This window comes from Buttiauxella massiliensis, from assembly GCF_902500225.1.
In the GTDB taxonomy this organism is placed as follows: Bacteria; Pseudomonadota; Gammaproteobacteria; order Enterobacterales; family Enterobacteriaceae; genus Buttiauxella; species Buttiauxella massiliensis.
Genome location: NZ_LR722648.1, coordinates 236051 through 261261 on the forward strand (window position 1 = coordinate 236051; position 25211 = coordinate 261261).

Here is a 25211-nt window from a genome sequence, read left to right on the forward strand (position 1 = left end):
AAAAACTCTTCTATACTTCCAACGTGTTTATTCTTGATAGGAATGCCATCTCATTGCCCTAAATCAATTTTTTAGGATTTTATAGTGTGGCTCTAACTAAGTGAACTCATTAACATTGCTGCTCTTTTATTATTTACGTTACGTCTTAAACGGTTGTAACAAACAATAATCGGGTAGATGCCTTTATTTACATCACCCGGGATTCACTGTTTTTGAAATGCAGAGGTGGTTATGTTTAGGAAATTAGCGGCAGAATTCTTTGGCACATTCTGGTTGGTATTTGGTGGTTGTGGGAGTGCAGTGTTGGCAGCGGCATATCCTGAGTTAGGGATTGGTTTTGTCGGTGTGGCATTAGCATTTGGTTTAACTGTATTAACTATGGCCTATGCAGTTGGTCATATTTCCGGCGGTCACTTTAACCCAGCAGTCACTCTGGGCTTGTGGGCTGGCGGACGTTTCCCAGCTAAAGATGTTATTGGTTATATTGTGGCGCAAGTGATTGGCGGTATTGTTGCAGCCGGTATTCTTTATTTAGTTGCCAGCGGCAAAAGTGGCTTTGATGCAGCAGCAAGCGGTTTTGCGTCTAATGGTTATGGTGAACATTCACCAGACCATTACTCCATGTTGTCAGCAATCATTATTGAAATCGTCTTAACCTGCGGCTTCTTGATTGTGATCCATGGGGCAACCGATAAGTTTGCACCAGCGGGCTTTGCACCTATTGCTATCGGCCTTGCGTTAACCTTGATTCACCTGATTAGCATCCCAGTCACCAATACCTCTGTGAACCCAGCACGTAGTACTGCCGTTGCTATCTTCCAGGGCGGTTGGGCATTACAGCAATTGTGGCTGTTCTGGGTAATGCCAATTATTGGCGGTATCCTGGGTGGTGTTATCTACCGGACATTGCTGGAAAAACGTAACTAATTTGACTCAAGCGTCACCGGCTTCAATTTGGCTGGTGGCGCTGTATTTACTTGCCCTGCACCAAATCCTCAACCTGCATAAAAATCCTTTTTTTTCGTAGCTTTACTCATTCTCTTTCTTTGGGTAGTGTGACATACGTCGTTACTTCTATCGCAAGGATTGTCCGCACCATGTTTTCGGGATTGTTAATTATCTTAGTGCCGCTGATTATCGGTTATCTGATTCCTCTGAAACAAACCAGTCTGTTAAAGCTCATTAATCGCCTATTGAGCTGGATTGTGTATGTGATTTTATTTTTCATGGGCATCAGCCTCGCATTTCTCGATAACCTGGCAAGTAACCTGCTTGCAATCCTTCATTACGCTGCGGTCACCGTCGTGGTTCTGCTGTTATGTAACGCAGCGGCGCTGCTTTGGCTTGAGCGTTCCATGCCATGGCGACACAATCACGAGCAAGAAAAACTCCCTTCACGAATTGCGATGGCGCTGGAATCACTAAAATTATGCTTCGTGGTGATAGCTGGTTTTCTACTTGGCCTGACTGGCTGGCCAATTCTGCATCACGCGACCGACGCCAGCGAATACACACTTATATTCCTGTTGTTGCTGGTTGGTATCCAACTGCGTAATAGCGGTATGACGTTAAAACAGATTGTGCTTAATCGGCGCGGTATGATCGTGGCAGTAGTCGTGGCACTGAGTTCACTTGCCGGTGGTGTTATCAACGCCTTTATTCTCGACCTACCGATTAAGACTGGTTTAGCGATGGCATCGGGATTCGGCTGGTATTCACTGTCGGGTATTTTGATGACTGAATCCTACGGACCAGTAATTGGTAGTGCGGCATTCTTTAATGACCTGGCGCGAGAGCTAATTGCCATCATGTTGATTCCCGGGCTAGTACGCCGTAGCCGTTCAACCGCCCTCGGGTTGTCTGGCGCAACGTCGATGGACTTCACCCTGCCTGTTTTACAGCGCAGCGGAGGGCTGGAAATTGTTCCAGCGGCGATTGTTCACGGATTCATCCTCAGCTTACTCACCCCGCTTCTCATGGCGTTTTTCGCTTCCTGATACCTCATTGGCGGTAGGTTTCTGCCGCCAAAATTGCGCTAAATCAATCTCCTTTTAAGTTGGATCAGAAATACCTTTTCCCTGTGCGGCACTGAGTATAGCCTTAAACATGTATATTAAATATAACTTTAAAAGGTACGATCATGTTTTGTGTGCAATGTGAACAAACAATCCGCACCCCTGCGGGCAACGGCTGCTCTTATGCTCAGGGCATGTGCGGGAAAACGGCTGAAACATCAGACCTACAAGATTTGTTGATCGCAACACTGCAGGGTTTATCTGCATGGGCACTGGCCGCACGTGAAGTCGGCATCATCAGTCATGAAGTTGATCACTTTGCACCGCGTGCCTTTTTCTCAACGCTGACCAACGTTAACTTCGACTCTCCGCGCATCGTTGGCTACGCCCGCGAAGCCATAATTGCGCGCGAAAGCCTGAAAGCTCGCACCCTCGCGATTAACCCAAACATTACCGTCACCAATCCAATGGCTGAGCTGCAACTGGTCAGCAACGATTTGGGCGACCTGCAGCGTCAGGCGGCTGAGTTCGCGCCAAACCGCGACAAAGCAGAAATTGGTGACGATATTCTTGGCCTGCGCCTGCTGTGCTTGTACGGCCTGAAAGGTGCGGCGGCGTATATGGAACACGCCCACGTTCTTGGCCAGTACGACAACGATATCTATGCGCAGTACCACAAAATTATGGCGTGGCTCGGCACTTGGCCTGCGGACATGGGCGCACTGCTTGAGTGCTCCATGGAAATCGGCCAGATGAACTTCAAAGTGATGAGCATTCTGGACCAGGGCGAAACCGAGAAATACGGTCACCCAACACCTACGCAAGTGAATGTGCGCCCAGTCGCTGGCAAATGTGTTTTGATTTCCGGCCATGATCTTAAAGATCTCTATAATCTGCTGGAACAAACTGAAGGCACAGGCGTAAACGTCTATACCCATGGCGAAATGCTGCCAGCGCATGGCTACCCGGAACTGCGCAAATTCAAACATTTGGTTGGTAACTACGGCAGCGGCTGGCAGAACCAGCAAAGCGAGTTCGCCCGCTTCCCTGGCCCAATCGTGATGACCTCAAACTGCATCATCAACCCGGAAGTCGGCTCATATACTGACCGTATCTGGACCCGTAGCATTGTCGGCTGGCCGGGCGTTAGCCACCTCGAAGGCGATGATTTCACATCAGTCATCACCCAGGCTACGCAAATGGCGGGCTTCCCATATAGCGAAATCGAACACCTGATTACTGTCGGCTTTGGCCGTCAGACGCTGCTGGGTGCGGCTGATACCCTTATTGACCTGGTTAGCCGTGAAAAACTGCGCCACATCTTCCTTGTGGGCGGCTGTGACGGTGAACGCGGCGAGCGTAGCTACTTTACTGATTTCGCCACCAGCGTGCCGAAAGACTGCCTGATCCTGACACTTGCCTGCGGTAAATATCGCTTTAACAAACTGGACTTCGGCGATATTGAAGGACTGCCACGCCTGATCGATGCCGGTCAGTGTAACGATGCTTACTCAGCAATCATTCTTGCTGTAACACTTGCTGAAAAACTCGGTTGTGGCGTGAACGACCTACCACTGAGCCTGGTGCTTTCGTGGTTTGAGCAAAAAGCGATTGTTATCCTGCTGACCCTGCTGTCGCTGGGCGTCACCAATATCGTCGCCGGCCCTACCACACCGGCCTTCCTGACGCCAAATCTGTTGGCTGTGCTCAATGAGAAATTTGGCCTGCGCGCCATCACGACTGTTGATGACGATATTAAACAGCTGATGGGTGCATAAGGAGAAGCCATGACTATGCCAACGCCACTGTGCCCGTACCGCATGCAGGTGCATCATATTCATCAGGAAACGCCGGATGTCTGGACGCTGTCGCTGATCAATCACGACTTTTATCCTTACAAGGCCGGGCAATATGCACTGGTGAGTATTCGTGATAGCGATGAAACGCTACGGGCTTACACCATTTCTTCCACGCCGGGACTCAGCCCGTTCGTCACGCTGACCATCCGCCGTATCGAAAATGGCGTTGGTTCCGCATGGCTAACCCAGGACGTGAAACCCGGTGATTACCTCTGGCTGTCTGAAGGCCAGGGGGAATTTACCTGTGAAAATCTCACCACCGACCGCTATCTGTTGATGGCAGCCGGTTGTGGCGTAACGCCAATTATGTCGATGCGCCGCTGGCTGGCAAAGCACCGCCCACAGGCCGACGTGCAGGTTATTTATAACGTTCGCTCACCAGAAGATGTGATTTTTGCTGACGAATGGCGTGATTACCCGGTGACACTGGTGGCCGAGAATAACGCGACGCACGGTTTCATCTCCGGGCGCATTACTCGCGAAATTCTGGCTTGCGTGCCGGATATTGCCTCGCGCACCGTCATGACCTGCGGCCCTGATCCGTATATGGAATGGGTGGAAAAAGAAGTTCAGGCGTTAGGCGTGAGCGCATTTTATGCGGAGAAGTTCTTTACGCCGGTCGCCGCACCTGTCGAAAGCGGTTTGAAGTTCACCACGTTAAAACCGCTGCGCGAGTTCTACGCGCCGGTAGGCAGCTCTCTGCTGGCGGCAATGGAAAGCAATAAAGTGCAAGTGAATGCAGCTTGTCGTGCAGGTGTTTGCGGCAGCTGTAAAACCAAAGTTGAGTCCGGTGAATACACCGTAAGCAGCACCATGACATTAACTGACGCAGAAGTTGCCAACGGTTATGTGCTGGCTTGTTGCTGCCACCCGCAAAGTGATTTAGTTCTCGCTTGATCCACTCGTGCCACTCAGATGCTGAGTGGCACTTTCTGCCCTGCCTCTTCTGTTTCCTTGACTAAGCTTGTTTACGTTAACTGAATCGTGACAAGGAGAACCAATGAAACAGACCGTAGCAGCTTACCTGGCAAAAACGCTTGAAAGTGCAGGTGTAAAACGAATCTGGGGCGTCACGGGGGATTCCCTTAATGGACTTAGCGACAGCCTTAACCGCATGGGTACCATTCAATGGATGCCGACACGCCATGAAGAAGTCGCCGCTTTTGCCGCAGGCGCAGAAGCCCACCTATCAGGTGAACTGGCGGTGTGTGCGGGTTCCTGTGGCCCCGGCAACCTACATTTAATCAATGGTCTGTTCGACTGCCACCGTAACCGCGTCCCGGTGCTGGCCATTGCCGCGCATATTCCATCGAGCGAAATCGGCAGCGGTTATTTCCAGGAAACCCATCCCGAAGAGTTGTTCCGCGAATGCAGCCATTATTGCGAGCTGGTGTCATCCCCGGAACAAATCCCCCAGGTACTGGCGATTGCGATGCGCAAAGCGGTATTAAACCGTGGCGTTTCGGTCGTGGTCTTGCCCGGCGACGTAGCACTTAAACCCGCCCCGGAAACCGCCAGCACGCACTGGTATCCGGCACCACAACCAATTATTGTGCCACCCCATGACGAACTGAAAAAACTGGCGCAATTGCTGCGTTATAACGACAACATCGCGCTGATGTGCGGCAGCGGTTGTGCGGGTGCGCATGAAGAACTGGTGCAGTTTGCCGCCACGCTTAAAGCGCCGATTGTTCACGCACTGCGCGGCAAAGAACACGTTGAATACGATAACCCTTACGATGTTGGCATGACCGGGCTAATCGGCTTTTCATCAGGTTTCCATACCATGATGAACGCCGACACGCTGATCCTGCTCGGTACCCAATTCCCCTATCGCGCCTTCTACCCGACCGATGCAAAAATCATTCAGATTGATATCAACCCCGGCAGCATCGGTGCGCATAGCAAAGTCGATATGGCGCTGGTCGGCGATATTAAAGCCACACTTGCGGCACTCATTCCGCTACTGGAAGAAAAAACCGACCGCAGCTTCCTCGACAAAGCGCTGGATAATTACCGTGAAGCGCGGGAGAGCCTCGACGAACTGGCTCAACCCGGCGATAGCGACGTGGTTCACCCGCAATACGTTGCACAGCAAATCAGCCATTACGCCGATGAAGATGCCATTTTCACCTGCGATGTCGGCACCCCCACCGTGTGGGCTGCGCGATATCTGAAAATGAACGGTAAACGCCGTCTGATAGGTTCGTTTACCCACGGTTCAATGGCGAACGCCATGCCACAGGCGCTGGGCGCAAAAGCGACCGCACCAGACCGGCAAGTTATCGCCATGTGCGGCGATGGCGGTTTCAGCATGCTGATGGGGGATTTTCTCTCGGTCGTGCAGATGAAACTGCCGATCAAAATTGTGGTGTTTAACAACAGCGTGCTGGGTTTTGTGGCAATGGAAATGAAAGCCGGCGGCTACCTGACAGACGGTACGGAACTTCACGACACGAACTTTGCCAATATCGCCAATGCCTGCGGGATCACCGGTATTCGTGTTGAAAAAGCGGCCGACCTGGATAATGCCTTGCAACGAGCCCTAAGCATTGACGGCCCGGTGTTGGTGGATGTGGTGGTTGCCAAAGATGAACTGGCAATTCCACCGCAAATCAAACTCGAACAGGCCAAAGGGTTCAGCCTGTATATGCTGCGCGCCATTATCAGCGGGCGCGGTGATGAAGTTATCGAACTGGCGAAAACGAATTGGTTCCGGTAAAACAGTTCTTTAATTGAGGACATTAATAAGGACCGACCGTGATTGACTTGCGCAGCGACACCGTAACCCGCCCGAGCGAAGAAATGCTCAAACGTATGATGGCAGCCCCCACTGGCGATGACGTTTACGGTGATGACCCAACGGTCAACGAACTACAAGATTACGCCGCCAAACTCAGCGGCAAAGAAGCCGCGCTATTTCTGCCAACCGGCACTCAGGCAAACCTGGTGGCGCTGCTGAGCCATTGCGAACGTGGTGAAGAGTATATTGTTGGGCAACTTGCCCACAATTATCTCTACGAAGCCGGCGGCGCTGCGGTTTTAGGCAGTATTCAACCGCAACCGATTGACGCTAACCCGGACGGTTCGCTGCCGCTTGATAAAGTAGCCGCGAAAATCAAACCTGACGATATCCACTTTGCGCGAACCAAACTGCTCAGCCTTGAAAACACCCATAATGGCAAAGTTTTGCCGCGCGAGTATTTGAAGCAAGCCTGGGAATTTAGCCGCAATCACAACCTGGCTTTGCACGTTGACGGCGCACGTATCTTTAATGCCGTGGTGGAATATGGCTGTACGCTCGAAGAAGTGATGCGCTACTGCGATACCTTCACGATTTGCCTCTCTAAAGGACTTGGAACACCGGTCGGTTCGCTGTTAGTCGGCAGCCATGAGTACATCAAGCGTGCAACACGCTGGCGTAAAATGGTCGGTGGTGGCATGCGTCAGGCGGGAATTCTGGCGGCGGCGGGTTTATACGCGCTGGAGAATAACGTGCAACGCCTGAAAGAGGATCACGCCAACGCCCATTGGCTGGCTGGCGAATTGCGTGAAATCGGTGTTGATGTCTCTCGTCAGGATACCAATATGGTGTTTGTCCGCGTGCCGGTTGAACAAGCAGAAAGCCTCGGTAAATTCATGAAAGAACGCGGTGTTTTGATGAGTGCAGGCCCGGTAACTCGCCTGGTGATTCACCTTGATGTGAACCGTGAGCAGTTGGCCGAAGTGGTTTCTCACTGGCAGACTTTTTTACAACGCTAAACAGAGGTCACGGACGATGACACAGCCACAAAACATTCTGGTGCTCGGTGCTAGCGGCTATATAGGCCAACATCTGGTGCCAAAGCTTGCCGCTGCCGGACATCATGTTACTGCAGCGGCAAGACGTGTCGAGTGGCTGGAGAAACAACCCTGGCCGGGAGTCGTTTGCCGCCATGTCGATTTACAATGGCCGGGAGCGCTTCCCGCACTGCTGGAAAACATCGATACCCTTTACTACCTGGTACATAGCATGGGCGACGGCGCTGATTTTGTTGCCCATGAACGCCAGACTGCGCTCAATTTGCGTGATGCACTACGAGAACATCCGGTAAAGCAGCTTATCTTTCTGAGCTCACTGCAAGCTGCCGAAGGTGACGGTGATTCCGCACACCTGCGCGCTCGCCAGCTCACCGCCGATATACTGCGTGATGCTGGAGTTCCGGTAACTGAAGTTCGGGCCGGCATTATTGTTGGCGCAGGTTCTGCCGCCTTCGAAGTCATGCGCGATATGGTTTATAACCTACCGGTACTCACGCCCCCACGTTGGGTGCGCTCGCGCACCACACCTATCGCACTCGAAAACTTGCTGCATTATTTGACTGAACTACTCAATCATCCATCACAGGAAAATCGTGTTTTCGAAGCCGCCGGCCCGGAAGTACTAAGCTATCAGCAGCAGTTCGAGCGCTTTATGGCAATTAGCGGTAAACGTCGCCCTCTTATCCCCATTCCGTTGCCGACCAGTTGGATCTCGGTCTGGTTCCTGAACATGATCACTTCGGTGCCACCAACGATTGCTAAAGCGCTGATCCAGGGGTTGAAGCACGATCTGCTGGCCGAGGATCGTGAACTTCGCGCGTTGATCCCGCAAAAGTTACTTACCTTTGATGATGCCGTTCGTGCAACGCTTGAAGATGAACACAAACTCGCTAATTCGCAGGACTGGGGTTATGACGCCCAGGCATTTGCCCGTTGGAGACCAGATTACGGTTACTTCCCCAAGCAAGCGGGCTGCACGCTAAAAACAAGCGCTGAGTTGGCAGATTTGTGGCAAGTAGTTAATCAGATAGGTGGGAAAGAGGGGTATTTCTTCGGCAATATTTTGTGGAAAACCCGTGGTTATATGGATCTATTAGTCGGGCATCGGCTGGCAAAAGGCCGCCCTGACAGACCAATGCTTGAAGTAGGCGACCATGTAGATAGCTGGAAAGTGATTATTGTTGAGCCACAAAAAGAGCTTACATTGTTGTTTGGTATGAAAGCGCCGGGACTTGGGCGGCTTTCCTTCACACTGCGTGACCACGGTAAGTATCGAACGCTGGATGTTCGTGCCTGGTGGCACCCCCATGGAACCGCAGGTTTGTTCTACTGGTTGATAATGATCCCCGCTCATCTGTTCATTTTTCGAGGTATGGCCCGCCGGATTTGCCAACTTTCCGAACGAGCTTCCCCACAATAATTCGAGTTGCAGGAAGGCGGCAACGTAGTGAATCCCCAGGAGCTTACATCAGTAAGTGACTGGGGTGAGCGAGGAAGCCAACGCACATGCAACTTGAAGTATTAAGGGGAATGGCACATAAAGTTCGTTAACTCCTCCTAAACTTTGGCTTTCCCCATTGCAAGCGCCGCCATTTCACGGAAAAATGCGCAGCGTAAATCTCAATTATCATGAGTTGGTCGACATGAAGGTACTGGTAACGGGCGCCACCAGCGGTTTAGGCCGAAACGCGGTCGAATTTCTTCGCGCAAAAGGCATCAGCGTTCGGGCAACTGGTCGTAATGAGGCCATGGGCAAACTGCTGGAAAAAATGGGTGCAGAGTTTGTTCATGCAGACCTGACCGATCTGGTTTCTTCGCAGGCTAAAGTGATGCTGGCCGATGTCGATACGCTTTGGCATTGCTCAAGCTTTACCTCTCCGTGGGGAACACAGGAAGCATTCGATCTCGCCAACGTCCGCGCCACTCGCCGTTTAGGTGAATGGGCCGTTGCCTGGGGGGTGCGCAACTTCGTGCATATTTCCTCGCCGTCGCTCTATTTTGATTACCATCACCATCGCAATATCAGCGAAGAGTTTCGGCCGGTCCGTTTTGCTAACGAATTTGCTCGCAGCAAAGCCGCCAGCGAAGAAGTGATTCAACTGTTAGCGCAGTCAAATCCACATACACGTTTCACGATTCTGCGCCCGCAAAGCTTATTTGGTCCGCATGACAAAGTCTTTTTCCCACGTCTGGTGCAGATGATGCGTCACTATGGCAGCGTGCTGTTGCCACGCGGAGGTGAGGCGATGGTGGATATGACTTATATCGAAAATGCGGTGCATGCGATGTGGCTTGCCACGCAGTGTGAAACGCAGCCGTCAGGCCGGGCGTACAACATCACGAATATGGAAGCTCGTCCTCTACGCGTTATCGTGCAGAAATTGATTGATGAGTTAGAGATTAAATGCCGGATTCGTTCCGTGCCCTACCCTATGCTGGATGTGATTGCCCGCAGCATGGAGCGTCTGGGTAGCAAGTCAGCAAAAGAACCGGTGCTGACTCACTATGGTGTGTCGAAGCTGAATTTTGATTTAACGCTGGATACGACTCGAGCTGAGACCGAATTAGGCTATAAACCGATTATCACCCTTGATGAAGGTATTCGTCGTACCGCGCTTTGGCTGCGCGACCACGGTACGCTGCACCGCTAACCCCGTTATCCTTCAAGTCTAAGCCAGGGTCTAACCCTGGCCATATTTCTCGAGCAACGCTTGTGCAATGGATTCAGTTTGCGCATCCGGCAGGCCGGAATATTCTTTTGGCCGGAAGTGCATCTGGAAAGCCTGAATCACTCTTTTTTGCTGTTCCGACGACATTTCAGGCGTCACCTGATAACCATAACGCGATAGCAAATCGAGCAAACCTCGCTTATCCACAGGCTGGTATGGTCCACGGCCATTCAGGTAAAAGGCCACTCTGTTTGCATCCGGCCAGGCACCTACACCCTGCTGTGCCAGTTGCTGCCACGGGAAGAGTGGGCCGGGATCAACTTTACGCTGCGGGGCAATATCCGCATGTGCGACCACGTTTTGCGGTTGGATTTGATAACGAGCGATAATCACTTTCGCCAATCTCTCCAGCGCCGAGATCTGCGCTGGGTTGAATGGATAAAACTGCTTTACACGGCCCTGGCGCGTAAAACCTTTATTCTCCAGCTCAATACCAATCGAAGTGTCATTAATGCGCGTAGCGCCGCGCCAGAAGCTCACACCTGCATGCCACGCTAATTCACTTTCAGGCACTAATTGCCAGATAACCGGTTTGCCGCCAGATGTCGGTGGTGTATCGGGAATCAAATAGTGAGAACTGACATTTTGTTCAGTTAAAGTAGTTAGCGAACCGGCAAAATCATCGGCGGTGTAGTGAATAACCAACACTTTTACACGTGGATAGGCATTCCTCGCAGTGTGGCTGGTGTCGACTATATAATCGCCTTTATCGACAACGTTTTTTTCAGCAACTTCAGGCTTGCTGGCACACCCCGCGAGCAAAAGCGCGATTAAAAATGCGGCCAGGCGATCTTTCATCAACACGTTTTCACCGCGGTGCCAGTGACGCTCACCATCAACATGCTGCCATCTTTGCCCACTGTTTCGTAGTCGATATCAATACCCACCACGGCGTTAGCTCCCAGGCTTTCTGCCTGCTCCTGCAATTCTCTAAACGCTATCTCACGCGCTTTGCGCAGCTCTTTTTCGTAAGCACCGGAACGGCCACCGACGATATCGCGCACGCCAGCAAAAAAATCACGGAAAATATTGGCACCCAGAATCGCTTCCCCAATCACCACACCACAATATTCCGTGATGCTCTGCCCTTCAAGCGTAGGGGTTGTTGTAAATTGCATAAGCTTCTCCTCTCTTTGTATCAACATCTTAGCGCATAAACCCGCCACGCATTTTGACAGCGATACGCTATGCTAAGTTAGTCCTCCTGAGAAGATAAGGAAATAAAAATGCGCAGCTCAGTTTTGGTTCTTCTTCCGTGCGCGATGTTACTCACGGCCTGTACCACCAGCGTCACTCCCGCTTTTAAAGACATTGGCACCCGCAGCGGCCCTTGTATTGATGGTGGTCCGGATAGCGTGGCGCAACAGTTTTACGATTACCAAATTAACCATAAAACGCAGGGCAGCAGCGCGATTACCGGCTTACGTCCTTATATGAGTGACGCCCTGGCACAACAAATGCAAAAAGCCAGCACTTCACCGAACGCGCAGAACGAGTTTATGCGCAGCAATATGTTCACCAGCAATGCCGACGGTGCAGACAGTGCAGAAGTTGCCTCCGCATCAACCATTCTTAATACCGATGCACGCAATATTCCGCTGCGTGTAAAACTCACGAAAGGCAGTCAAAGTTGGCAAGACGAAGTGCTGATGATTCGTGAGGGCCAATGTTGGGCGGTTGATGACGTACGTTACTTAGGCGAGAACAGCCATGCACCTTCAGGTAGCCTGCGTCAGGCGATAGAAACAAACTAATATTTACATTCACCATCAGGCGGGAAAGGTAACCCTTGTAAATAGTCTGGAATTTTTGCATAACTCCGACATTTATTCTTGCCTCCCTCCCGCCTCGATATATTGTGCTACCTTTAATGCATGGCAGTAGTTATTTTTAGGTTTTAACGCACAAAGATTGCATAACTATTCTGTTAAAGGTACCCTTTGCGGCTTCAATTGCTATTCAACTTATGCGCATGAGTATTCAACTAAACGGCATTAATTGTTTTTATGGCGCTCATCAGGCGCTGTTCGATATCACCCTTAGTTGCCCACAGGGCGAAACGCTGGTGCTGCTTGGTCCAAGTGGCGCAGGTAAAAGCTCGCTTCTGCGCGTACTCAATCTGCTTGAGATGCCGCGCTCTGGGCAACTCACCATTGCAGACAACCATTTTGACTTTGCAAAAGCACCTGGCGATAAAGCCATTCGTGAATTACGTCGCAACGTTGGCATGGTGTTCCAGCAATATAATCTTTGGCCTCATCTCACTGTGCTGCAAAACCTGATGGAAGCGCCTTGTCGTGTCCTGGGTATCAGCAAAGATGAAGCACGCCTTCGTGCCGACAAACTGCTTGAGCGTTTACGCCTGAAACCTTATCAGGACCGTTTCCCGCTCCACCTTTCTGGTGGTCAGCAGCAGCGTGTCGCGATTGCACGAGCATTGATGATGGAACCACAGATTCTGCTGTTTGATGAACCGACCGCAGCACTGGACCCGGAAATCACCGCACAAATCGTCAGCATTATTCGTGAGTTGGCTGAAACCAACATCACTCAGGTCATCGTTACCCACGAAGTGGAAGTTGCGCGTAAAACCGCAAGTCGCGTGGTGTATATGGAAAATGGCCACATCGTCGAACAAGGTGATGCGAGTTGCTTCGCAAAACCACAGACCGAAGCGTTTAAATTCTATCTGTCACACTGATGTATCCGGGAAAATAACCATGAAAAAAGTTCTGCTTGCCACATTATTAGCCAGCCTGAGCCTTTCCGCGACGGCTGCACAAACTATTCGTTTCGCAACGGAAGCTTCTTACCCTCCGTTTGAATCTATGGATGCCAGCAACAAGATCGTTGGTTTTGATGTCGATTTGGCTAATGCGCTGTGTAAAGAGATTGATGCAACTTGCACATTCTCCAACCAGTCTTTTGATAGCCTGATCCCAAGCCTGAAATTCCGTCGTATTGACGCAATTATGGCGGGTATGGACATCACGCCTGAGCGTGAAAAACAAGTTCTGTTCAGCAACCCTTACTACGACAACTCAGCTCTGTTTGTCGGTCAGAAAGGCAAAGTTGCTGATATCGCTGCCCTTAAAGGTAAGAAAGTTGGCGTGCAGAACGGTACTACGCACCAGAAATTTATCATGGATAAACATCCAGAAATCACCGTGGTTCCTTACGATAGCTACCAGAACGCTAAGCTGGACCTACAGAATGGTCGTATCGATGCGGTATTTGGTGATACAGCTGTGGTGACTGAGTGGCTGAAAGCAGAACCTAAACTGGCCGCTATTGGCGACAAAGTGACAGACAAAGGCTACTTCGGTACCGGTCTGGGCATCGCTGTTCGTCAGGGCAACACTGATTTGCAGGCGAAGTTCAACACTGCGCTGGCAAAAGTTAAGCAAGATGGGACTTACAAAACCATCTACGAAAAATGGTTCCAGAAGTAATCTGAATGAACGAAATGTTTACTTTAGCGAGCGCCGCCGGGATGACCGTCGGCCTCGCCGTTTGTGCGCTAATCATCGGCCTGGCTCTGGCGATGATTTTTGCCGTATGGGAGTCTGCGAAATGGCGTCCGATAGCCTGGCTGGGTTCAGCTTTGGTTACGGTGCTACGCGGTCTGCCTGAAATCTTGGTGGTGCTGTTTATTTATTTCGGCTCCTCCCAGTTATTGCTGATTCTCTCAGATGGTTTTGTCCTCAACCTCGGTTTTGCGCAAATTCCTATCCAATTGCAGATTGAGAATTTCGATGTCAGCCCGTTCCTGTGCGGCGTCATTGCCCTTTCCCTGCTCTACTCGGCTTACGCCTCACAAACTTTGCGTGGCGCACTTAAAGCCGTACCAGTTGGGCAATGGGAATCTGGCCAGGCATTAGGCATGTCGAAGGCGGCCATTTTCTTCCGCCTGGTGATGCCGCAAATGTGGCGCCATGCGCTGCCGGGTTTAGGTAATCAGTGGTTGGTATTGCTCAAAGATACCGCGTTGGTATCGCTGATTAGCGTTAACGATTTGATGCTACAGACCAAGAGTATCGCCACTCGTACTCAGGAGCCGTTTACCTGGTATGTGGTTGCCGCCGCGATCTACCTCGTGATCACCCTCATCAGCCAGTATGTACTCAAACGTATTGACCTGAGAGCGACGCGTTTTGAACGGAGACCCGGCTGATGCTTGAGTATTTACCGGAGCTGTTTAAAGGCCTGCATACCAGCCTGACACTCACCGCGGCATCCATTGTGGTCGCGCTGATTTTATCGCTGCTTTTCACCATCGTTCTGACGCTGAAAACACCGGTACTGGTTTACGTTGTGCGCGCCTATATCACTCTCTTTACCGGCACACCTTTGCTGGTGCAAATCTTCCTGATTTACTACGGTCCAGGTCAGTTCCCGTCCATTCAGAACTACCCTGTTCTGTGGCATCTGCTTTCTGAGCCATGGCTGTGTGCGTTGATTGCGCTGTCGTTAAACAGTGCGGCATACACTACTCAGCTATTTTACGGAGCAATTCGCGCAATTCCTGAAGGCCAGTGGCAGTCATGCGGTGCATTAGGGATGAGCAAGAAAGATACGCTCGCTATTTTGCTTCCTTATGCATTTAAACGCGCACTTTCTTCTTATTCGAATGAAGTGGTTCTGGTGTTTAAAAGTACCTCACTGGCGTACACCATTACGCTGATGGAAGTGATGGGCCACGGGCAACTGCTATATGGTCGCACTTACGATGTGATGGTGTTCGGGGCTGCGGGCCTGGTTTATATGGTGGTGAACGGGCTATTAACGTTGTTGATGCGTGTGATAGAACGCCGTGCACTGGCATTTGAACGCCGTAACTAAACATCCATTCATCATCTTAAAACGGCGGGAACTTTCCCGCCTTTTTTACGCCCGTAGAAATATAATTATACATTTTATTTGCATATAAATTCATATGCTGGCATGATTTTTTGACGCCGGAAAACGGTGAATACAATAAAATATGACAGACGGGAGCAACACACATGAAGAAGTTTATTTTGGCCGCAATGTTCGCTACAGCCGCATTCAACGTGACTGCAGCAGACAAAATCAACTTTGGATCTTCGGCCACTTATCCGCCATTTGAATCACTTGATGCCAACAATCAGATTGTCGGTTTCGATATCGATTTGGCTAAAGCTTTATGCAAACAAATGCAGGCAGAATGCACCTTCACTAACCATGCATTTGACAGTTTGATTCCGTCGCTGAAATTCCGTAAATACGACGCGGTAATTTCAGGTATGGATATTACGCCTGAGCGCAGCAAACAAGTTTCTTTCACCACGCCGTATTACGCTAACTCAGCCGTCGTCATTGCCAAAAAAGGTGCATTCAAATCCTTTGAAGAACTGAAAGGCAAACGTATTGGTATGGAAAATGGGACTACGCACCAAAAATATCTCCAGGACAAACATCCGGAAATTAAAACTGTCTCTTATGATAGCTACCAGAATGCGATTATTGACCTGAAAAATGGCCGTATTGATGGGGTATTTGGTGACACGGCAGTGGTAAACGAATGGCTGAAAACAAACCCACAATTAGGCACAGTTGGCGAGCATGTTACTGATGCAGAATACTTTGGCACAGGTTTGGGTATTGCAGTGCGTCCTGACAACCAGGTTCTGTTGACCAAACTGAATACAGCGCTGGCGGCGATTAAAGCTGACGGGACTTACAAAAAGATTAGCGATCAGTGGTTCCCACAGTAAAGAGTAATGACTTACATCGGATGTCGCTTACGCTAATCCGAACGACTCAAAGCCAGATGCTTTAAAAGGTGGATTAGCTAACAGCGACATCCACCACGTTAATCTGCCACTCTCACCAGCAGCACCAATACTTCGTAATGTGCCGTATGCGGGAACATATCGAATAATTGCACGCGCTCGACCCGATATTCCGCCAGTGAAGAAATATCCCGCGCCATGGTCTGCGCATTACAACTTGAATAGATAATGTATTTCGGGTCCATGTTATTAAGGAAGTAGCATAACGCCTGTCCAATACCACGTCTTGGCGGATTCACTAATACCAGGTCAGGCACATCCTGTTGCTCAGTCGCAAATTTCGTGGAATCCAGCGCCTGAAAATGAATATCGGTTAAGCCGAGTTTTTCAGCCGACTGACGTGCGCAGGCAATGGCTTCAGGGGCAATCTCAATCCCGGTCAATTTCATATCCGGTGTCGCACAATGCAGGCCAAACCCGCCTACTCCACAGAACAAATCCCACATATGTTTGACTGGCAATTCGCGAACCCATTCACGCGCAGTCGCATACAGCGAGGCGGCAACCGTTGGGTTAGTTTGGAAGAAACTTTGTGGACGGATATACAGCGGCACACCATTAAACTGTTCTTCCAGCGCCTGCTGCTCAGTAAATGGGATTTCCTGCTCGCCTTCCATAATCGCCATATGTACCGGCTGAATATTGGCAGAAATTACTTTTAACTGTGGCAATTGTTGTTGTAACCATGGCAATGCCGCACGCAGTTGTTCCAGTTTGGCTTCAGAGCGCAGAACAAAGCGCAGCATCATGCCACCATCTATTTGGCTTTCAGTCAGCAACAGGTATTTCAACTCGCCACGTTTGCGTGACACGTTATAAGGCGTCAAGCCAGCACGGGCGATAAATGGCTTCAGTACGGCAAACACCGTCTGGAATGAAGCAGGATAAAGCGGGCACTCGGTTAAATCTTCCGGTGTTCCATCGCGATGCAGCATCCCCAATAATGGTTTTTCTACGCTGCCGCTGACCACCATTTTGGCTTTATTGCGAAATGCCTGTTCAGGGCCACTCATCGGCTCAAACCAGTCATGCACCGCAATACCCTCCAGCAGGTGCTGAAGTTCGTTCATTTTGGCGGTGAGCTGTTCGGAAATCGGCTGTTCAATCCACTGACAAGAGCGGCAGCGATTTGCCTGATAGAGCGCGCAATGCATAATTAAATCCTGAAAACCGGGGGCACAGATTGTAGCACTACGCGGTTATTGAAGTTTAAAAAAAAGCCGGCTCCGCGTGGGGATAAACAGCAGAAATAGCACTAACAGGTCGGGAAGTTTTTGCGTCATCAACGAACGGAATATTTCACGCTTTGATTCACCAGGGATACTGAATAGCTCAGGGTAACCCCAACCAAGCGACGCCGACCACAGATATGCAACTGCAATGACCTGCGTGGCAAGAAATACCCAGCGTCCCCAATTACGCCCTTTCATAATGACAAAGGCACAACGTAATTCGATACACAGCATCACCAGGCTGCCGAGAAAAATCAGCGTCAAGTTCCACGTTTGCACACTGCGGTGAACAAAATCAATAACGCCACGAACCCCGAGCATGTTGAAAAGCAACATAAGATCGAGGACATGCGTTGAAAGAATAGCAACTGCCGCCACCAGCACTAAAGTGGGAGCGTTCAATTTAGCTTGTGTTTGACTTCGTTTCCTGAAAATTTCCGCAAACCTCGTGTTCCATACGACATAGTGCCGCGTCTGGCGCGGCACTATGGGAATTATCGCTGCAGATTTTAAGTTGCAAGGGTGCTGCCTGCAACCCGAATTATCTAAGCTGTACGCCTTGCACGCTGGATATCGCGCAGACGTTGCTTTTCTGCTCGAGCCATAAACCACCAGGCTATTAAACCGATAACCCCGACGACTCCCAAAATTATAGACGCCAATGCGTTAATTTCAGGATTCACCCCCATTCTTACGCTTGAGAATACCAGCATCGGCAACGTTGTTGCCCCCGGCCCAGAAACAAAACTGGCAATAACCAGGTCATCAAGGGATAGAGTGAACGCCAACAACCAACCAGAGATAATCGCAGGAGCGATCATCGGAACGGTTATCACAAAGAAAACCTTCAGCGGTGTCGCCCCTAAATCCATCGCAGCTTCTTCGATAGAGTGGTCCAGCTCCCTTAAACGTGAGCTTATCACCACCGAAACATACGCCGTACAGAAGGTCACATGTGCAAGCCAGATGGTTAGCATGCCACGATCGCTTGGCCAACCAATCGCGTGTCCCAATGCCACAAACAAAAGTAGCAATGAAAGACCGGTGATGACATCAGGCATTACCAACGGTGCCGTGAGCATGAAAGCGAACCCCGTCGAGCCACGGAATTTACCAAAACGCACCATTACCACTGCCGCAATTGTTCCGAGGATAACCGCCGCCGTGGCCGCCGCCGCCGCTATGGTCAAACTAAGCCCAACGGCGCTCATCATTGCTGAGTCCTGGAACAACTCAACATACCAGCGCGTTGACCATCCTGCCCATACCGTCACCAGTTTCGAGCTGTTAAACGAGTAGATCACCAGCATTAACATAGGTGCATAGAGGAAAGTGAAGCCAATCACCAAAATCAAAATACGCCACGGTGAACGCACTACCGGTAAATTATTCATGCATGGCCCTCCGCGGTTCTATTCTGGTATTTGTGGAACCACATAATCGGCACAATCAGTAAGATAAGCATTGTTATTGCCACCGCGGATGCGACCGGCCAATCGCGGTTATTAAAGAACTCCTGCCACAATACGCGACCAATCATGATGCTATCTGGCCCTCCGAGCAGTTCCGGGATAACAAACTCACCTACCGCCGGGATAAAGACCAACATAGAACCGGCAATAATGCCGCCTTTAGTCAGTGGCACGATGACGCTGAAGAACGTTTTCAAAGGACGTGCGCCCAGATCCAAGGAGGCTTCCACTAACGAATAATCGAGTCGTGTCAGCGCGGTATAAATCGGCAACACCATAAATGGTAAGTAGGCATAAACGATACCGATATAGACCGCCAGATTGGTATGCAGAATCACTAACGGTTGATCGATAACGCCTAACCACATCAGCACATTATTGAGCACGCCGTTATTTTTCAGAATGCCCATCCACGCATAAACGCGAATCAGGAACGATGTCCAGGAAGGCAAGATAACCAGCAATAACAGAATATTACGCGTTGATGATTTACTGTGCGCCACCGCCCAGGCCAGCGGATAACCCAACAGCAAACAGCAAATTGTGGAAACGCCCGCCATTTGCAGCGACTGCAAATAGGCTTCGGCGTAAAGCGGATCGTCGGTTAACTGGAGATAGTTGGCCAGGTTAAGCACCAGTGAAATCTGATCGTCAGCCCAGGTCACCAGATCGGTATAAGGTGGAATGGATCGCGCAATTTCTGCAAAACTGATCTTGAAGACAATCAAGAACGGCAGCATAAACAGCAAAATCAGCCACAGATAAGGCAATGCAATCACCAGCTTGCGGCCATGACGCATTTGCATTTTTCCCAGCCACAATTTGAAACCGCTTGCCGGTGGCTCGGCCGGGCGTTCAGTCATCGTGCTCATTTCGCCCCCTTAAACTGTCAGCACCACACAACTTTCAGCATCCCAACACAGGCGAACTTCATCGTCCCACGTCGGCATTCCTTTACGGCTGCGGTTCTCATTTTGCAACTGCGCGCTGATCATCTGGCCGCTTTTCAGGCGGACGTGATAGATCGACAGGTCGCCAAGATAAGCAATGTGTACCACTTCACCGACAGCAAAGTTGAAACCGTCGGCTGGCGGCTCGTCACAAAGCATCACTTTTTCTGGGCGTAAGGCCACATACACCGGAACACCGTCGACAACGGAAATATCAGGGTCAACTTTTAGCGGATGCACAAGCCCTGGACTATCAATTACCAGACCATCATCCTGGCGCTCTTTTAGCAGCCCTTCAAAGACGTTCACAGAGCCGATGAATTCGGCGCTATAGCGTGTCGCCGGATATTCGTAGACTTCTTCAGGCTCACCGATTTGCTCGAACTTGCCGCGATTCATGATGGCAATACGCCCCGCCATGGTCATCGCTTCTTCCTGATCGTGCGTCACCATGACGCAGGTTGCTCCCACGCGTTCAAGAATATCCACCACTTCAAGTTGCATACGGTCACGCAGTTTTTTATCCAGCGCCCCCATTGGCTCATCAAGCAGCAATAATTTTGGCCGTTTCGCCAGGCTACGCGCCAGAGCGACACGCTGGCGCTGCCCTCCAGAAAGCTGATGCGGTTTACGTTTGGCATACTCCTGCATATGCACAAGCGTTAGCATTTCTTGCACGCGTTGAGCTATTTCATTCTTCGGTAACTTGTCTTGCTTGAGACCAAACGCAATATTTTGCTCGACCGTCATGTGCGGAAAAAGTGCGTAGGACTGGAACATCATATTGATCGGACGCTGATACGGAGGCACATGCGACAAGTCCACGCCATCGAGCATGATTTGCCCAGCGCTTGGCTGTTCAAAACCCGCCAGCATGCGTAGCAGGGTTGATTTTCCACAACCAGATGGGCCGAGCAGCGCAAAAATTTCGCCTTTATAAATGGTGAGATTCACGTCATCAACGGCGTGTTGCCCGTCGAAGGACTTTGTGAGGTTGCGAACTTCAAGCAGCGGGGTGAGCGCTTTGCGAGTTTTCGCGTGCGGACGAGGGGTTGCGTCGTTCAATTATGTTGCTCTCCGGCAAAAACAAAATAGAGGTACGACCCGGTTGCCGTACTAATGACGGACAGAAGTTTTAACACTTCTGTCCGTGTTGGAGCACATGCACTGTTTCGGTGCACCGCTGCGTTGCAAATCTAATTAGATAACACTTATACCCAAAATAATTCGAGTTGCAGGAAGGCGACCAGGCCGTAAGTCCCCAGGAGCATAGATAACTATGTGGCTGAGGCGCACGGGTGCAGTCAACGCATCTGCGGCTTGAAGTATGACGGGTATTATTTGCCTGTTTTAACTTTAGTCCAGGCTCTGGTAATAACACGGTCAACTTTTGGAGACTGCACGCCCTGAGTGAACAGCTTGGCACGCACATCTGCCGGTGGATAAATTCCCGGGTTATCGCGAATTTCAGCGTTTAATAGCGGCGTCGACTCTTTGTTCGCATTAGCGTAATAAACATGATTACTGATATTCGCTACCACATCCGGTCGCATCAAATAGTTAAGGAACTGATACGCTTCGTCTTTATTTTTCGCATCAGCGGTCATTGCGAACATATCGAAGTACACCATCGCCCCTTCTTTAGGAATGGTATAAGCAATATTCACGCCATTTTTTGCTTCTTTGGCGCGGTTTGCTGCCTGAAGAATATCGCCGGACCAGCCGATCGCTACACAGATGTCGCCGTTAGCCAGGTCATTGATATATTGGGATGAGTGGAAATAACGAATAGACGGGCGCAGTTTCAGCAGCAGATCGTTCGCAGCTCCGGTGTAATCTTTCGGATCGGTACTGTTTGGATCTTTGCCAAGGTAATGCAGGACCGACGCGTAAACTTCGCTTGGTGCATCAAGGAAGGAAACACCACAGCTTTTCAGCTTCTCAAGATTTTCTGGTTTCAGGATAAGATCCCAGCTATCAACCGGCGCGTCTTTGCCCAATGCCGCTTTCACCTTTTCGACGTTGTAGCCGATACCGGTCGTCACCATCATGTACGGAATGCCGTATTTATTGTCGTGGTCGTTATGGGCCACCAGCTTGAGCATTTCCGGATCGAGGTTTTTGTAATTAGGTAGTTTGCTTTTATCAAGAGGCTGGAAAATACCGGCCTGAGCCTGACGCTCAAGGAACTGAGAAGATGGCACCACAAGATCATAGCCAGTGCTGCCCGCCATCAACTTCCCCTCCAGCACTTCGTTGGAGTCGAAGACGTCGTAAACCACTTTAATGCCGGTTTCTTTGGTGAAGTTTGCCAGCGTATCCGGCGCAATATAATCAGACCAGTTATAAACGTGCAGCGTCTTTTGTTCCGCAGCAAATGTGGTAGCAGAAACAGCCATCAGCGCTGTCATCAGCACACCTGCCACCACACCGGATAACAATTTTTTACGTTGGGTAAACATATGTGATTCCTTCTGAAAAAGTCTAATTCCCGCTTTCGCGAGCATAATTTACTCAATCATACTTTTACGCATTTTCTTCTCGCTTCTGGCACATGCAAGAATCATGCATCTCTATGCAAACTGCAGTAAAAAAAGTACAGACGCCTTGCTGCAGAGGTTGCACGTTTGTAGCGTCCCGCAAGAATAACTGTAGCCAGGATTAGTGACTATAGCTCAGCTAAAAAAGCGCCATTTATCAAATTTTTAAGCATAAAACGTCTACGCTGTGGCGCATTCCGGGGAGTAGTGGCGAGAATAATGCTGGAGATAGACTGATAAGGCAGAATATAAAATTGTGGGACGCAGCGGGTATAGACGCCGCTGCGGTCAGGAAAGCAACAATTAGTGCAGAAAGTGGGTTTGAATAATTGTGCCGTCTTCTTGTTCTTCATCTGCGTCAGAGATAAAGAGCAGTTGGTTTGCGCAGGCTTCCAGAATCACCATTGAGATTTGCTCTTCGCTCTGTTTTACAAAGGCAGCAAACTGCTCACGAGTAATTCCGACGGACGCTTGTAGCGACTGGCAAACGACCAGCTTAGGTAAATTGTCGTCCTGAATATCCAGAAACGCTTTCACGGTTAACGAACTGGCATTAATAGAAGACAAATCAGATGCCAGTGGCAACAGAGCGGAAGGTTTTACTTCAGCCAGTGCCGAAAACAAGACAATATCGTCGACCAGGTCGATTTTCGCATCATAGACACCATCGAAATTCTGCATGTGCGGCAGATGGAGCGCCTGGCAAGTATCGCACTCGAAAATGGTCACACCGATTTCGTCCAGCCAGCGGCGTAAGATGTCCAGAGTAGGGACAACGAGTGAATCCATAAATGCCGTAGCCTCTTTTAAAGGGAGTGATTAAGTCGCGCCATAGCTTACGCAAAAATGGCGGCTCATACTAATTTTATGCGCCCAATGGCACATTCGCTCGAATTTAGCCGCCGGTTTTCAGGCAATATCCTGGCTGCGCTTGCTGCTCAATCCATTTGATCATCAGCGTCGCGATATCCACGCCACTGGTTTTTTCAATGCCTTCAAGACCCGGTGAGGCGTTGACCTCCATCACCAGCGGGCCGCGTTGCGCACGCAAAATATCGACACCTGCCACGTCTAAACCCAGCGTTGCTGCGGCATGTAAGGCGATTTCACGTTCACGTTCGGTAATGTCGACCTGATTAGCCACGCCACCACGATGCAAGTTGGAACGGAAATCCCCAGGTTTTGCCTGACGTTCAATGGCCGCAACGACTTTATTGCCCACCACCAGGCAGCGAATATCCTTACCCTTCGCTTCTTTAATATATTCCTGCACCAGAATATGCGCATTCAGGCCGCGAAACGCGTCGATGACGCTTTCAGCGGCCTGCCGTGTTTCGGCCAGCACCACGCCAATGCCTTGCGTGCCTTCCACCAGCTTCACCACCAGCGGCGCACCACCGACCATGTCGATTAAATCACTGGTGTCATCAGGCGAATGGGCAAAACCGGTGACCGGCAAATCAATGCCCTGCCGCGCCATAAGTTGCAACGAGCGGAGTTTGTCGCGCGCACGAGTAATCGCCACCGATTCATTGAGCGGATAACTGCCCAACATTTCAAACTGGCGCAAAACGGCGGTGCCATAAAAGGTGATCGCCGAGCCAATACGCGGAATCACTGCATCATAATGGGGAAGCTGACGCCCCTTATAGTGCACTGATGGTGCAGCGGGGTTGATGTTCATGTAGCAAGAAAGGGGATCAATGACTTCGACAGCGTGGCCCCGGCGTGATGCCGCTTCACGAAGCCGTTTACACGAATAAAGCGTTCCATCCCGGGATAAAATGGCGATTTTCACCCTGCACCTCAGCGTTTCCAGTCTAATAATGACAGCGCGGATATCATAGCACTGCCATGTTGTTTCAACGAACGGGCAATGTGTCCGGCGACTGTTTTAGCTCGTCGATTAAATGACGCGTGGTCGAGGCCAGATGGTGCGGATCGTAGACTACATACAGATCTGCCGGGATCGCTTTCGTTAACGGGCGGAAGGTAACACCCGGCCAGTTCATTTGCGCGTAGCTGTCGGCCATAATTGTCAGCCCCATACCGATGCTTACCAGTGCCAGTACGGTCTGCGGCTCAACTGCTTCTCTGACAATACGAGGCGAAAAACCTGCCTCGCGACAGACACCTTGCAAAAACGTCCAGTCAGAATGCACCGCAGTCATAGTGACAAATGGTTCATGGCGCAGTGACTCAATATCAATAGCAGCTTGTTTCGTCAGCGGATGTTTTTCTGGTAAAGCAACAAGGAACGTAGCGTCATGCAGTTTTTCACTTCGTAGACCCGGAGGAGGATTGGTTTCCATGCGCCAGATACCGGCGTCAATTTCGTGACGCTCAATCAAGGAGATTTGATCTCCCGGCGACTTCTCGCGAAACAGAATATCAATAGCCGGAAAATCAGCGATAAACTGTTGTAACCCAAGACGTAATCCACCCCAAATCGCCGTACCAACAATTCCCAAATGAATGCGCCCGCCTTCACCACGACCAATTTGTTCTACCCTGGCCAATGCAAGGTTTGCGCTGTCGAGCAATCGACGGGTCTCTTCAAGCAAGATTTCGCCCGCGTGTGTCAATGCAACGCTGCGTGAATGGCGAATAAACAGAACGGTGCCGAGCTGGGATTCTAATTCTTTGATATGAAAACTCAGCGGCGGCTGAGACATATTTAAGCGCGCAGCAGCTTTGCCAAAATGCAGCTCTTCCGCCACTGCCTGAAAATAGCGCAGTAGTTTTAGATCGGTACGATAAACTCGCTGTGAAATGCTCATGAGGCTCCCTTAGTTCT

25 protein-coding genes are annotated in these 25211 nt (G+C 50.3%); 14 read left to right on the forward strand and 11 right to left on the reverse strand.

Annotated elements, in window-relative coordinates; all coding sequences use genetic code 11:
* Positions 1-231: 231 nt before the first annotated feature.
* The 8 genes from aqpZ to GC128_RS01100 all read left to right on the forward strand — a co-directional run bounded on the left by aqpZ (position 232) and on the right by GC128_RS01100 (position 10326).
* Complete coding sequence (aqpZ, locus tag GC128_RS01065) at positions 232-927, forward strand: aquaporin Z (RefSeq protein WP_034456414.1); 696 nt, start codon at positions 232-234, stop codon at positions 925-927.
* 170 nt (positions 928-1097) lie between these two features.
* The gene (locus tag GC128_RS01070; RefSeq protein WP_064517446.1) at positions 1098-1997 is read left to right on the forward strand and encodes a lysine exporter LysO family protein; all 900 of its coding nucleotides are present in this window, start codon (positions 1098-1100) and stop codon (positions 1995-1997) included.
* Between the two features lie 143 nt (positions 1998-2140).
* Entirely contained in the window at positions 2141-3793 is a 1653-nt protein-coding gene (gene hcp / locus GC128_RS01075; RefSeq protein WP_151992736.1) for a hydroxylamine reductase, read from the forward strand.
* A gap of 9 nt (positions 3794-3802) precedes the next feature.
* Positions 3803-4771 carry an NADH oxidoreductase gene (gene hcr, locus GC128_RS01080; RefSeq protein WP_151992737.1) on the forward strand — a complete coding sequence of 323 codons (969 nt, stop codon included), beginning with the start codon at positions 3803-3805 and terminating at the stop codon, positions 4769-4771.
* Positions 4772-4874: 103 nt separating this feature from the next.
* Complete coding sequence (gene poxB, locus GC128_RS01085) at positions 4875-6596, forward strand: ubiquinone-dependent pyruvate dehydrogenase (protein ID WP_151992738.1); 1722 nt, start codon at positions 4875-4877, stop codon at positions 6594-6596.
* A 38-nt stretch (positions 6597-6634) separates the two neighbouring features.
* On the forward strand, positions 6635-7636 hold the full coding sequence (gene ltaE, locus GC128_RS01090; protein ID WP_151992739.1) for a low-specificity L-threonine aldolase: 1002 nt from the start codon (positions 6635-6637) through the stop codon (positions 7634-7636).
* A gap of 16 nt (positions 7637-7652) precedes the next feature.
* Positions 7653-9095: an SDR family oxidoreductase gene (locus tag GC128_RS01095; protein WP_151992740.1), complete on the forward strand. Its 1443-nt coding sequence runs from the start codon at positions 7653-7655 to the stop codon at positions 9093-9095.
* A gap of 223 nt (positions 9096-9318) precedes the next feature.
* The gene (locus GC128_RS01100; protein ID WP_151992932.1) at positions 9319-10326 is read left to right on the forward strand and encodes an NAD-dependent epimerase/dehydratase family protein; all 1008 of its coding nucleotides are present in this window, start codon (positions 9319-9321) and stop codon (positions 10324-10326) included.
* A 30-nt stretch (positions 10327-10356) separates the two neighbouring features.
* On the opposite strand, the gene GC128_RS01105 is transcribed toward GC128_RS01100, so the two are convergent.
* Positions 10357-11202: an N-acetylmuramoyl-L-alanine amidase gene (locus GC128_RS01105; protein ID WP_151992933.1), complete on the reverse strand. Its 846-nt coding sequence runs from the start codon at positions 11200-11202 to the stop codon at positions 10357-10359.
* Positions 11202-11522 (reverse strand): heavy metal-binding domain-containing protein, encoded by a 321-nt coding sequence (locus GC128_RS01110; protein ID WP_151992741.1) that lies wholly within the window; start codon positions 11520-11522, stop codon positions 11202-11204. Before GC128_RS01110 ends, GC128_RS01105 begins: the two co-directional genes overlap by 1 nt.
* Before the next feature lie 108 nt (positions 11523-11630).
* Between GC128_RS01110 and GC128_RS01115 the strand changes: the two genes are divergently transcribed.
* The 6 genes from GC128_RS01115 (at position 11631) to artJ (ending at position 16142) form a co-directional block, all read left to right on the forward strand.
* A complete protein-coding gene (locus GC128_RS01115) occupies positions 11631-12158 on the forward strand; it encodes a lipoprotein (RefSeq protein WP_151992742.1) in 528 nt (175 codons plus the stop codon).
* A 218-nt stretch (positions 12159-12376) separates the two neighbouring features.
* Positions 12377-13105, forward strand: a complete 729-nt coding sequence (gene artP / locus GC128_RS01120) for an arginine ABC transporter ATP-binding protein ArtP (protein WP_064517680.1) — start codon at positions 12377-12379, stop codon at positions 13103-13105.
* 19 nt (positions 13106-13124) lie between these two features.
* Complete coding sequence (gene artI / locus GC128_RS01125) at positions 13125-13856, forward strand: arginine ABC transporter substrate-binding protein ArtI (RefSeq protein WP_151992743.1); 732 nt, start codon at positions 13125-13127, stop codon at positions 13854-13856.
* A 5-nt stretch (positions 13857-13861) separates the two neighbouring features.
* Complete coding sequence (gene artQ / locus GC128_RS01130; protein ID WP_151992744.1) at positions 13862-14578, forward strand: arginine ABC transporter permease ArtQ; 717 nt, start codon at positions 13862-13864, stop codon at positions 14576-14578.
* Positions 14578-15246: an arginine ABC transporter permease ArtM gene (artM, locus tag GC128_RS01135; protein ID WP_151992745.1), complete on the forward strand. Its 669-nt coding sequence runs from the start codon at positions 14578-14580 to the stop codon at positions 15244-15246. The genes artQ and artM overlap by 1 nt, the downstream gene beginning before the upstream one ends.
* 164 nt (positions 15247-15410) lie before the next feature.
* Positions 15411-16142 carry an arginine ABC transporter substrate-binding protein ArtJ gene (gene artJ, locus GC128_RS01140; RefSeq protein WP_151992746.1) on the forward strand — a complete coding sequence of 244 codons (732 nt, stop codon included), beginning with the start codon at positions 15411-15413 and terminating at the stop codon, positions 16140-16142.
* A gap of 98 nt (positions 16143-16240) precedes the next feature.
* Here the strand turns inward: artJ and rlmC are convergent, their stop codons facing one another.
* The 9 genes from rlmC to GC128_RS01185 form a co-directional block, all read right to left on the reverse strand.
* Entirely contained in the window at positions 16241-17374 is a 1134-nt protein-coding gene (gene rlmC, locus GC128_RS01145; protein ID WP_151992747.1) for a 23S rRNA (uracil(747)-C(5))-methyltransferase RlmC, read from the reverse strand.
* A 45-nt stretch (positions 17375-17419) separates the two neighbouring features.
* Positions 17420-17887: a YbjO family protein gene (locus GC128_RS01150; RefSeq protein ID WP_193216211.1), complete on the reverse strand. Its 468-nt coding sequence runs from the start codon at positions 17885-17887 to the stop codon at positions 17420-17422.
* 110 nt (positions 17888-17997) lie between these two features.
* Positions 17998-18846 (reverse strand): putrescine ABC transporter permease PotI, encoded by an 849-nt coding sequence (potI, locus tag GC128_RS01155; protein WP_151992749.1) that lies wholly within the window; start codon positions 18844-18846, stop codon positions 17998-18000.
* Complete coding sequence (potH, locus tag GC128_RS01160) at positions 18843-19796, reverse strand: putrescine ABC transporter permease PotH (protein WP_151992750.1); 954 nt, start codon at positions 19794-19796, stop codon at positions 18843-18845. The genes potI and potH overlap by 4 nt, the downstream gene beginning before the upstream one ends.
* A 9-nt stretch (positions 19797-19805) precedes the next feature.
* Positions 19806-20939: a putrescine ABC transporter ATP-binding subunit PotG gene (potG, locus tag GC128_RS01165; protein ID WP_151992751.1), complete on the reverse strand. Its 1134-nt coding sequence runs from the start codon at positions 20937-20939 to the stop codon at positions 19806-19808.
* Between the two features lie 272 nt (positions 20940-21211).
* The gene (gene potF, locus GC128_RS01170; protein WP_151992752.1) at positions 21212-22336 is read right to left on the reverse strand and encodes a spermidine/putrescine ABC transporter substrate-binding protein PotF; all 1125 of its coding nucleotides are present in this window, start codon (positions 22334-22336) and stop codon (positions 21212-21214) included.
* Between the two features lie 381 nt (positions 22337-22717).
* Positions 22718-23203 carry a YbjN domain-containing protein gene (locus GC128_RS01175; RefSeq protein ID WP_120065093.1) on the reverse strand — a complete coding sequence of 162 codons (486 nt, stop codon included), beginning with the start codon at positions 23201-23203 and terminating at the stop codon, positions 22718-22720.
* 106 nt (positions 23204-23309) lie between these two features.
* Positions 23310-24212 carry a 30S ribosomal protein S6--L-glutamate ligase gene (gene rimK / locus GC128_RS01180; protein ID WP_120065092.1) on the reverse strand — a complete coding sequence of 301 codons (903 nt, stop codon included), beginning with the start codon at positions 24210-24212 and terminating at the stop codon, positions 23310-23312.
* Between the two features lie 64 nt (positions 24213-24276).
* Positions 24277-25194 (reverse strand): LysR family transcriptional regulator, encoded by a 918-nt coding sequence (locus GC128_RS01185; RefSeq protein WP_151992753.1) that lies wholly within the window; start codon positions 25192-25194, stop codon positions 24277-24279.
* Positions 25195-25211 lie beyond the last annotated feature (17 nt).

Coding starts and splice junctions, on each gene's coding strand:
- potI (WP_151992749.1), bottom strand. CDS start 18,846: ATGAATAATTTACCGGTAGTGCGTTCACCGTGGCGTATTTTGATTTTG.
- potH (WP_151992750.1), bottom strand. CDS start 19,796: ATGAGCACGATGACTGAACGCCCGGCCGAGCCACCGGCAAGCGGTTTC.
- artM (WP_151992745.1), top strand. CDS start 14,578: ATGCTTGAGTATTTACCGGAGCTGTTTAAAGGCCTGCATACCAGCCTG.
- hcp (WP_151992736.1), top strand. CDS start 2,141: ATGTTTTGTGTGCAATGTGAACAAACAATCCGCACCCCTGCGGGCAAC.
- artQ (WP_151992744.1), top strand. CDS start 13,862: ATGAACGAAATGTTTACTTTAGCGAGCGCCGCCGGGATGACCGTCGGC.
- GC128_RS01070 (WP_064517446.1), top strand. CDS start 1,098: ATGTTTTCGGGATTGTTAATTATCTTAGTGCCGCTGATTATCGGTTAT.
- hcr (WP_151992737.1), top strand. CDS start 3,803: ATGACTATGCCAACGCCACTGTGCCCGTACCGCATGCAGGTGCATCAT.
- artI (WP_151992743.1), top strand. CDS start 13,125: ATGAAAAAAGTTCTGCTTGCCACATTATTAGCCAGCCTGAGCCTTTCC.
- GC128_RS01110 (WP_151992741.1), bottom strand. CDS start 11,522: ATGCAATTTACAACAACCCCTACGCTTGAAGGGCAGAGCATCACGGAA.
- poxB (WP_151992738.1), top strand. CDS start 4,875: ATGAAACAGACCGTAGCAGCTTACCTGGCAAAAACGCTTGAAAGTGCA.
- rlmC (WP_151992747.1), bottom strand. CDS start 17,374: ATGCATTGCGCGCTCTATCAGGCAAATCGCTGCCGCTCTTGTCAGTGG.
- artJ (WP_151992746.1), top strand. CDS start 15,411: ATGAAGAAGTTTATTTTGGCCGCAATGTTCGCTACAGCCGCATTCAAC.
- GC128_RS01105 (WP_151992933.1), bottom strand. CDS start 11,202: ATGAAAGATCGCCTGGCCGCATTTTTAATCGCGCTTTTGCTCGCGGGG.
- GC128_RS01115 (WP_151992742.1), top strand. CDS start 11,631: ATGCGCAGCTCAGTTTTGGTTCTTCTTCCGTGCGCGATGTTACTCACG.
- GC128_RS01095 (WP_151992740.1), top strand. CDS start 7,653: ATGACACAGCCACAAAACATTCTGGTGCTCGGTGCTAGCGGCTATATA.
- GC128_RS01100 (WP_151992932.1), top strand. CDS start 9,319: ATGAAGGTACTGGTAACGGGCGCCACCAGCGGTTTAGGCCGAAACGCG.
- GC128_RS01175 (WP_120065093.1), bottom strand. CDS start 23,203: ATGGATTCACTCGTTGTCCCTACTCTGGACATCTTACGCCGCTGGCTG.
- artP (WP_064517680.1), top strand. CDS start 12,377: ATGAGTATTCAACTAAACGGCATTAATTGTTTTTATGGCGCTCATCAG.
- aqpZ (WP_034456414.1), top strand. CDS start 232: ATGTTTAGGAAATTAGCGGCAGAATTCTTTGGCACATTCTGGTTGGTA.
- GC128_RS01185 (WP_151992753.1), bottom strand. CDS start 25,194: ATGAGCATTTCACAGCGAGTTTATCGTACCGATCTAAAACTACTGCGC.
- potF (WP_151992752.1), bottom strand. CDS start 22,336: ATGTTTACCCAACGTAAAAAATTGTTATCCGGTGTGGTGGCAGGTGTG.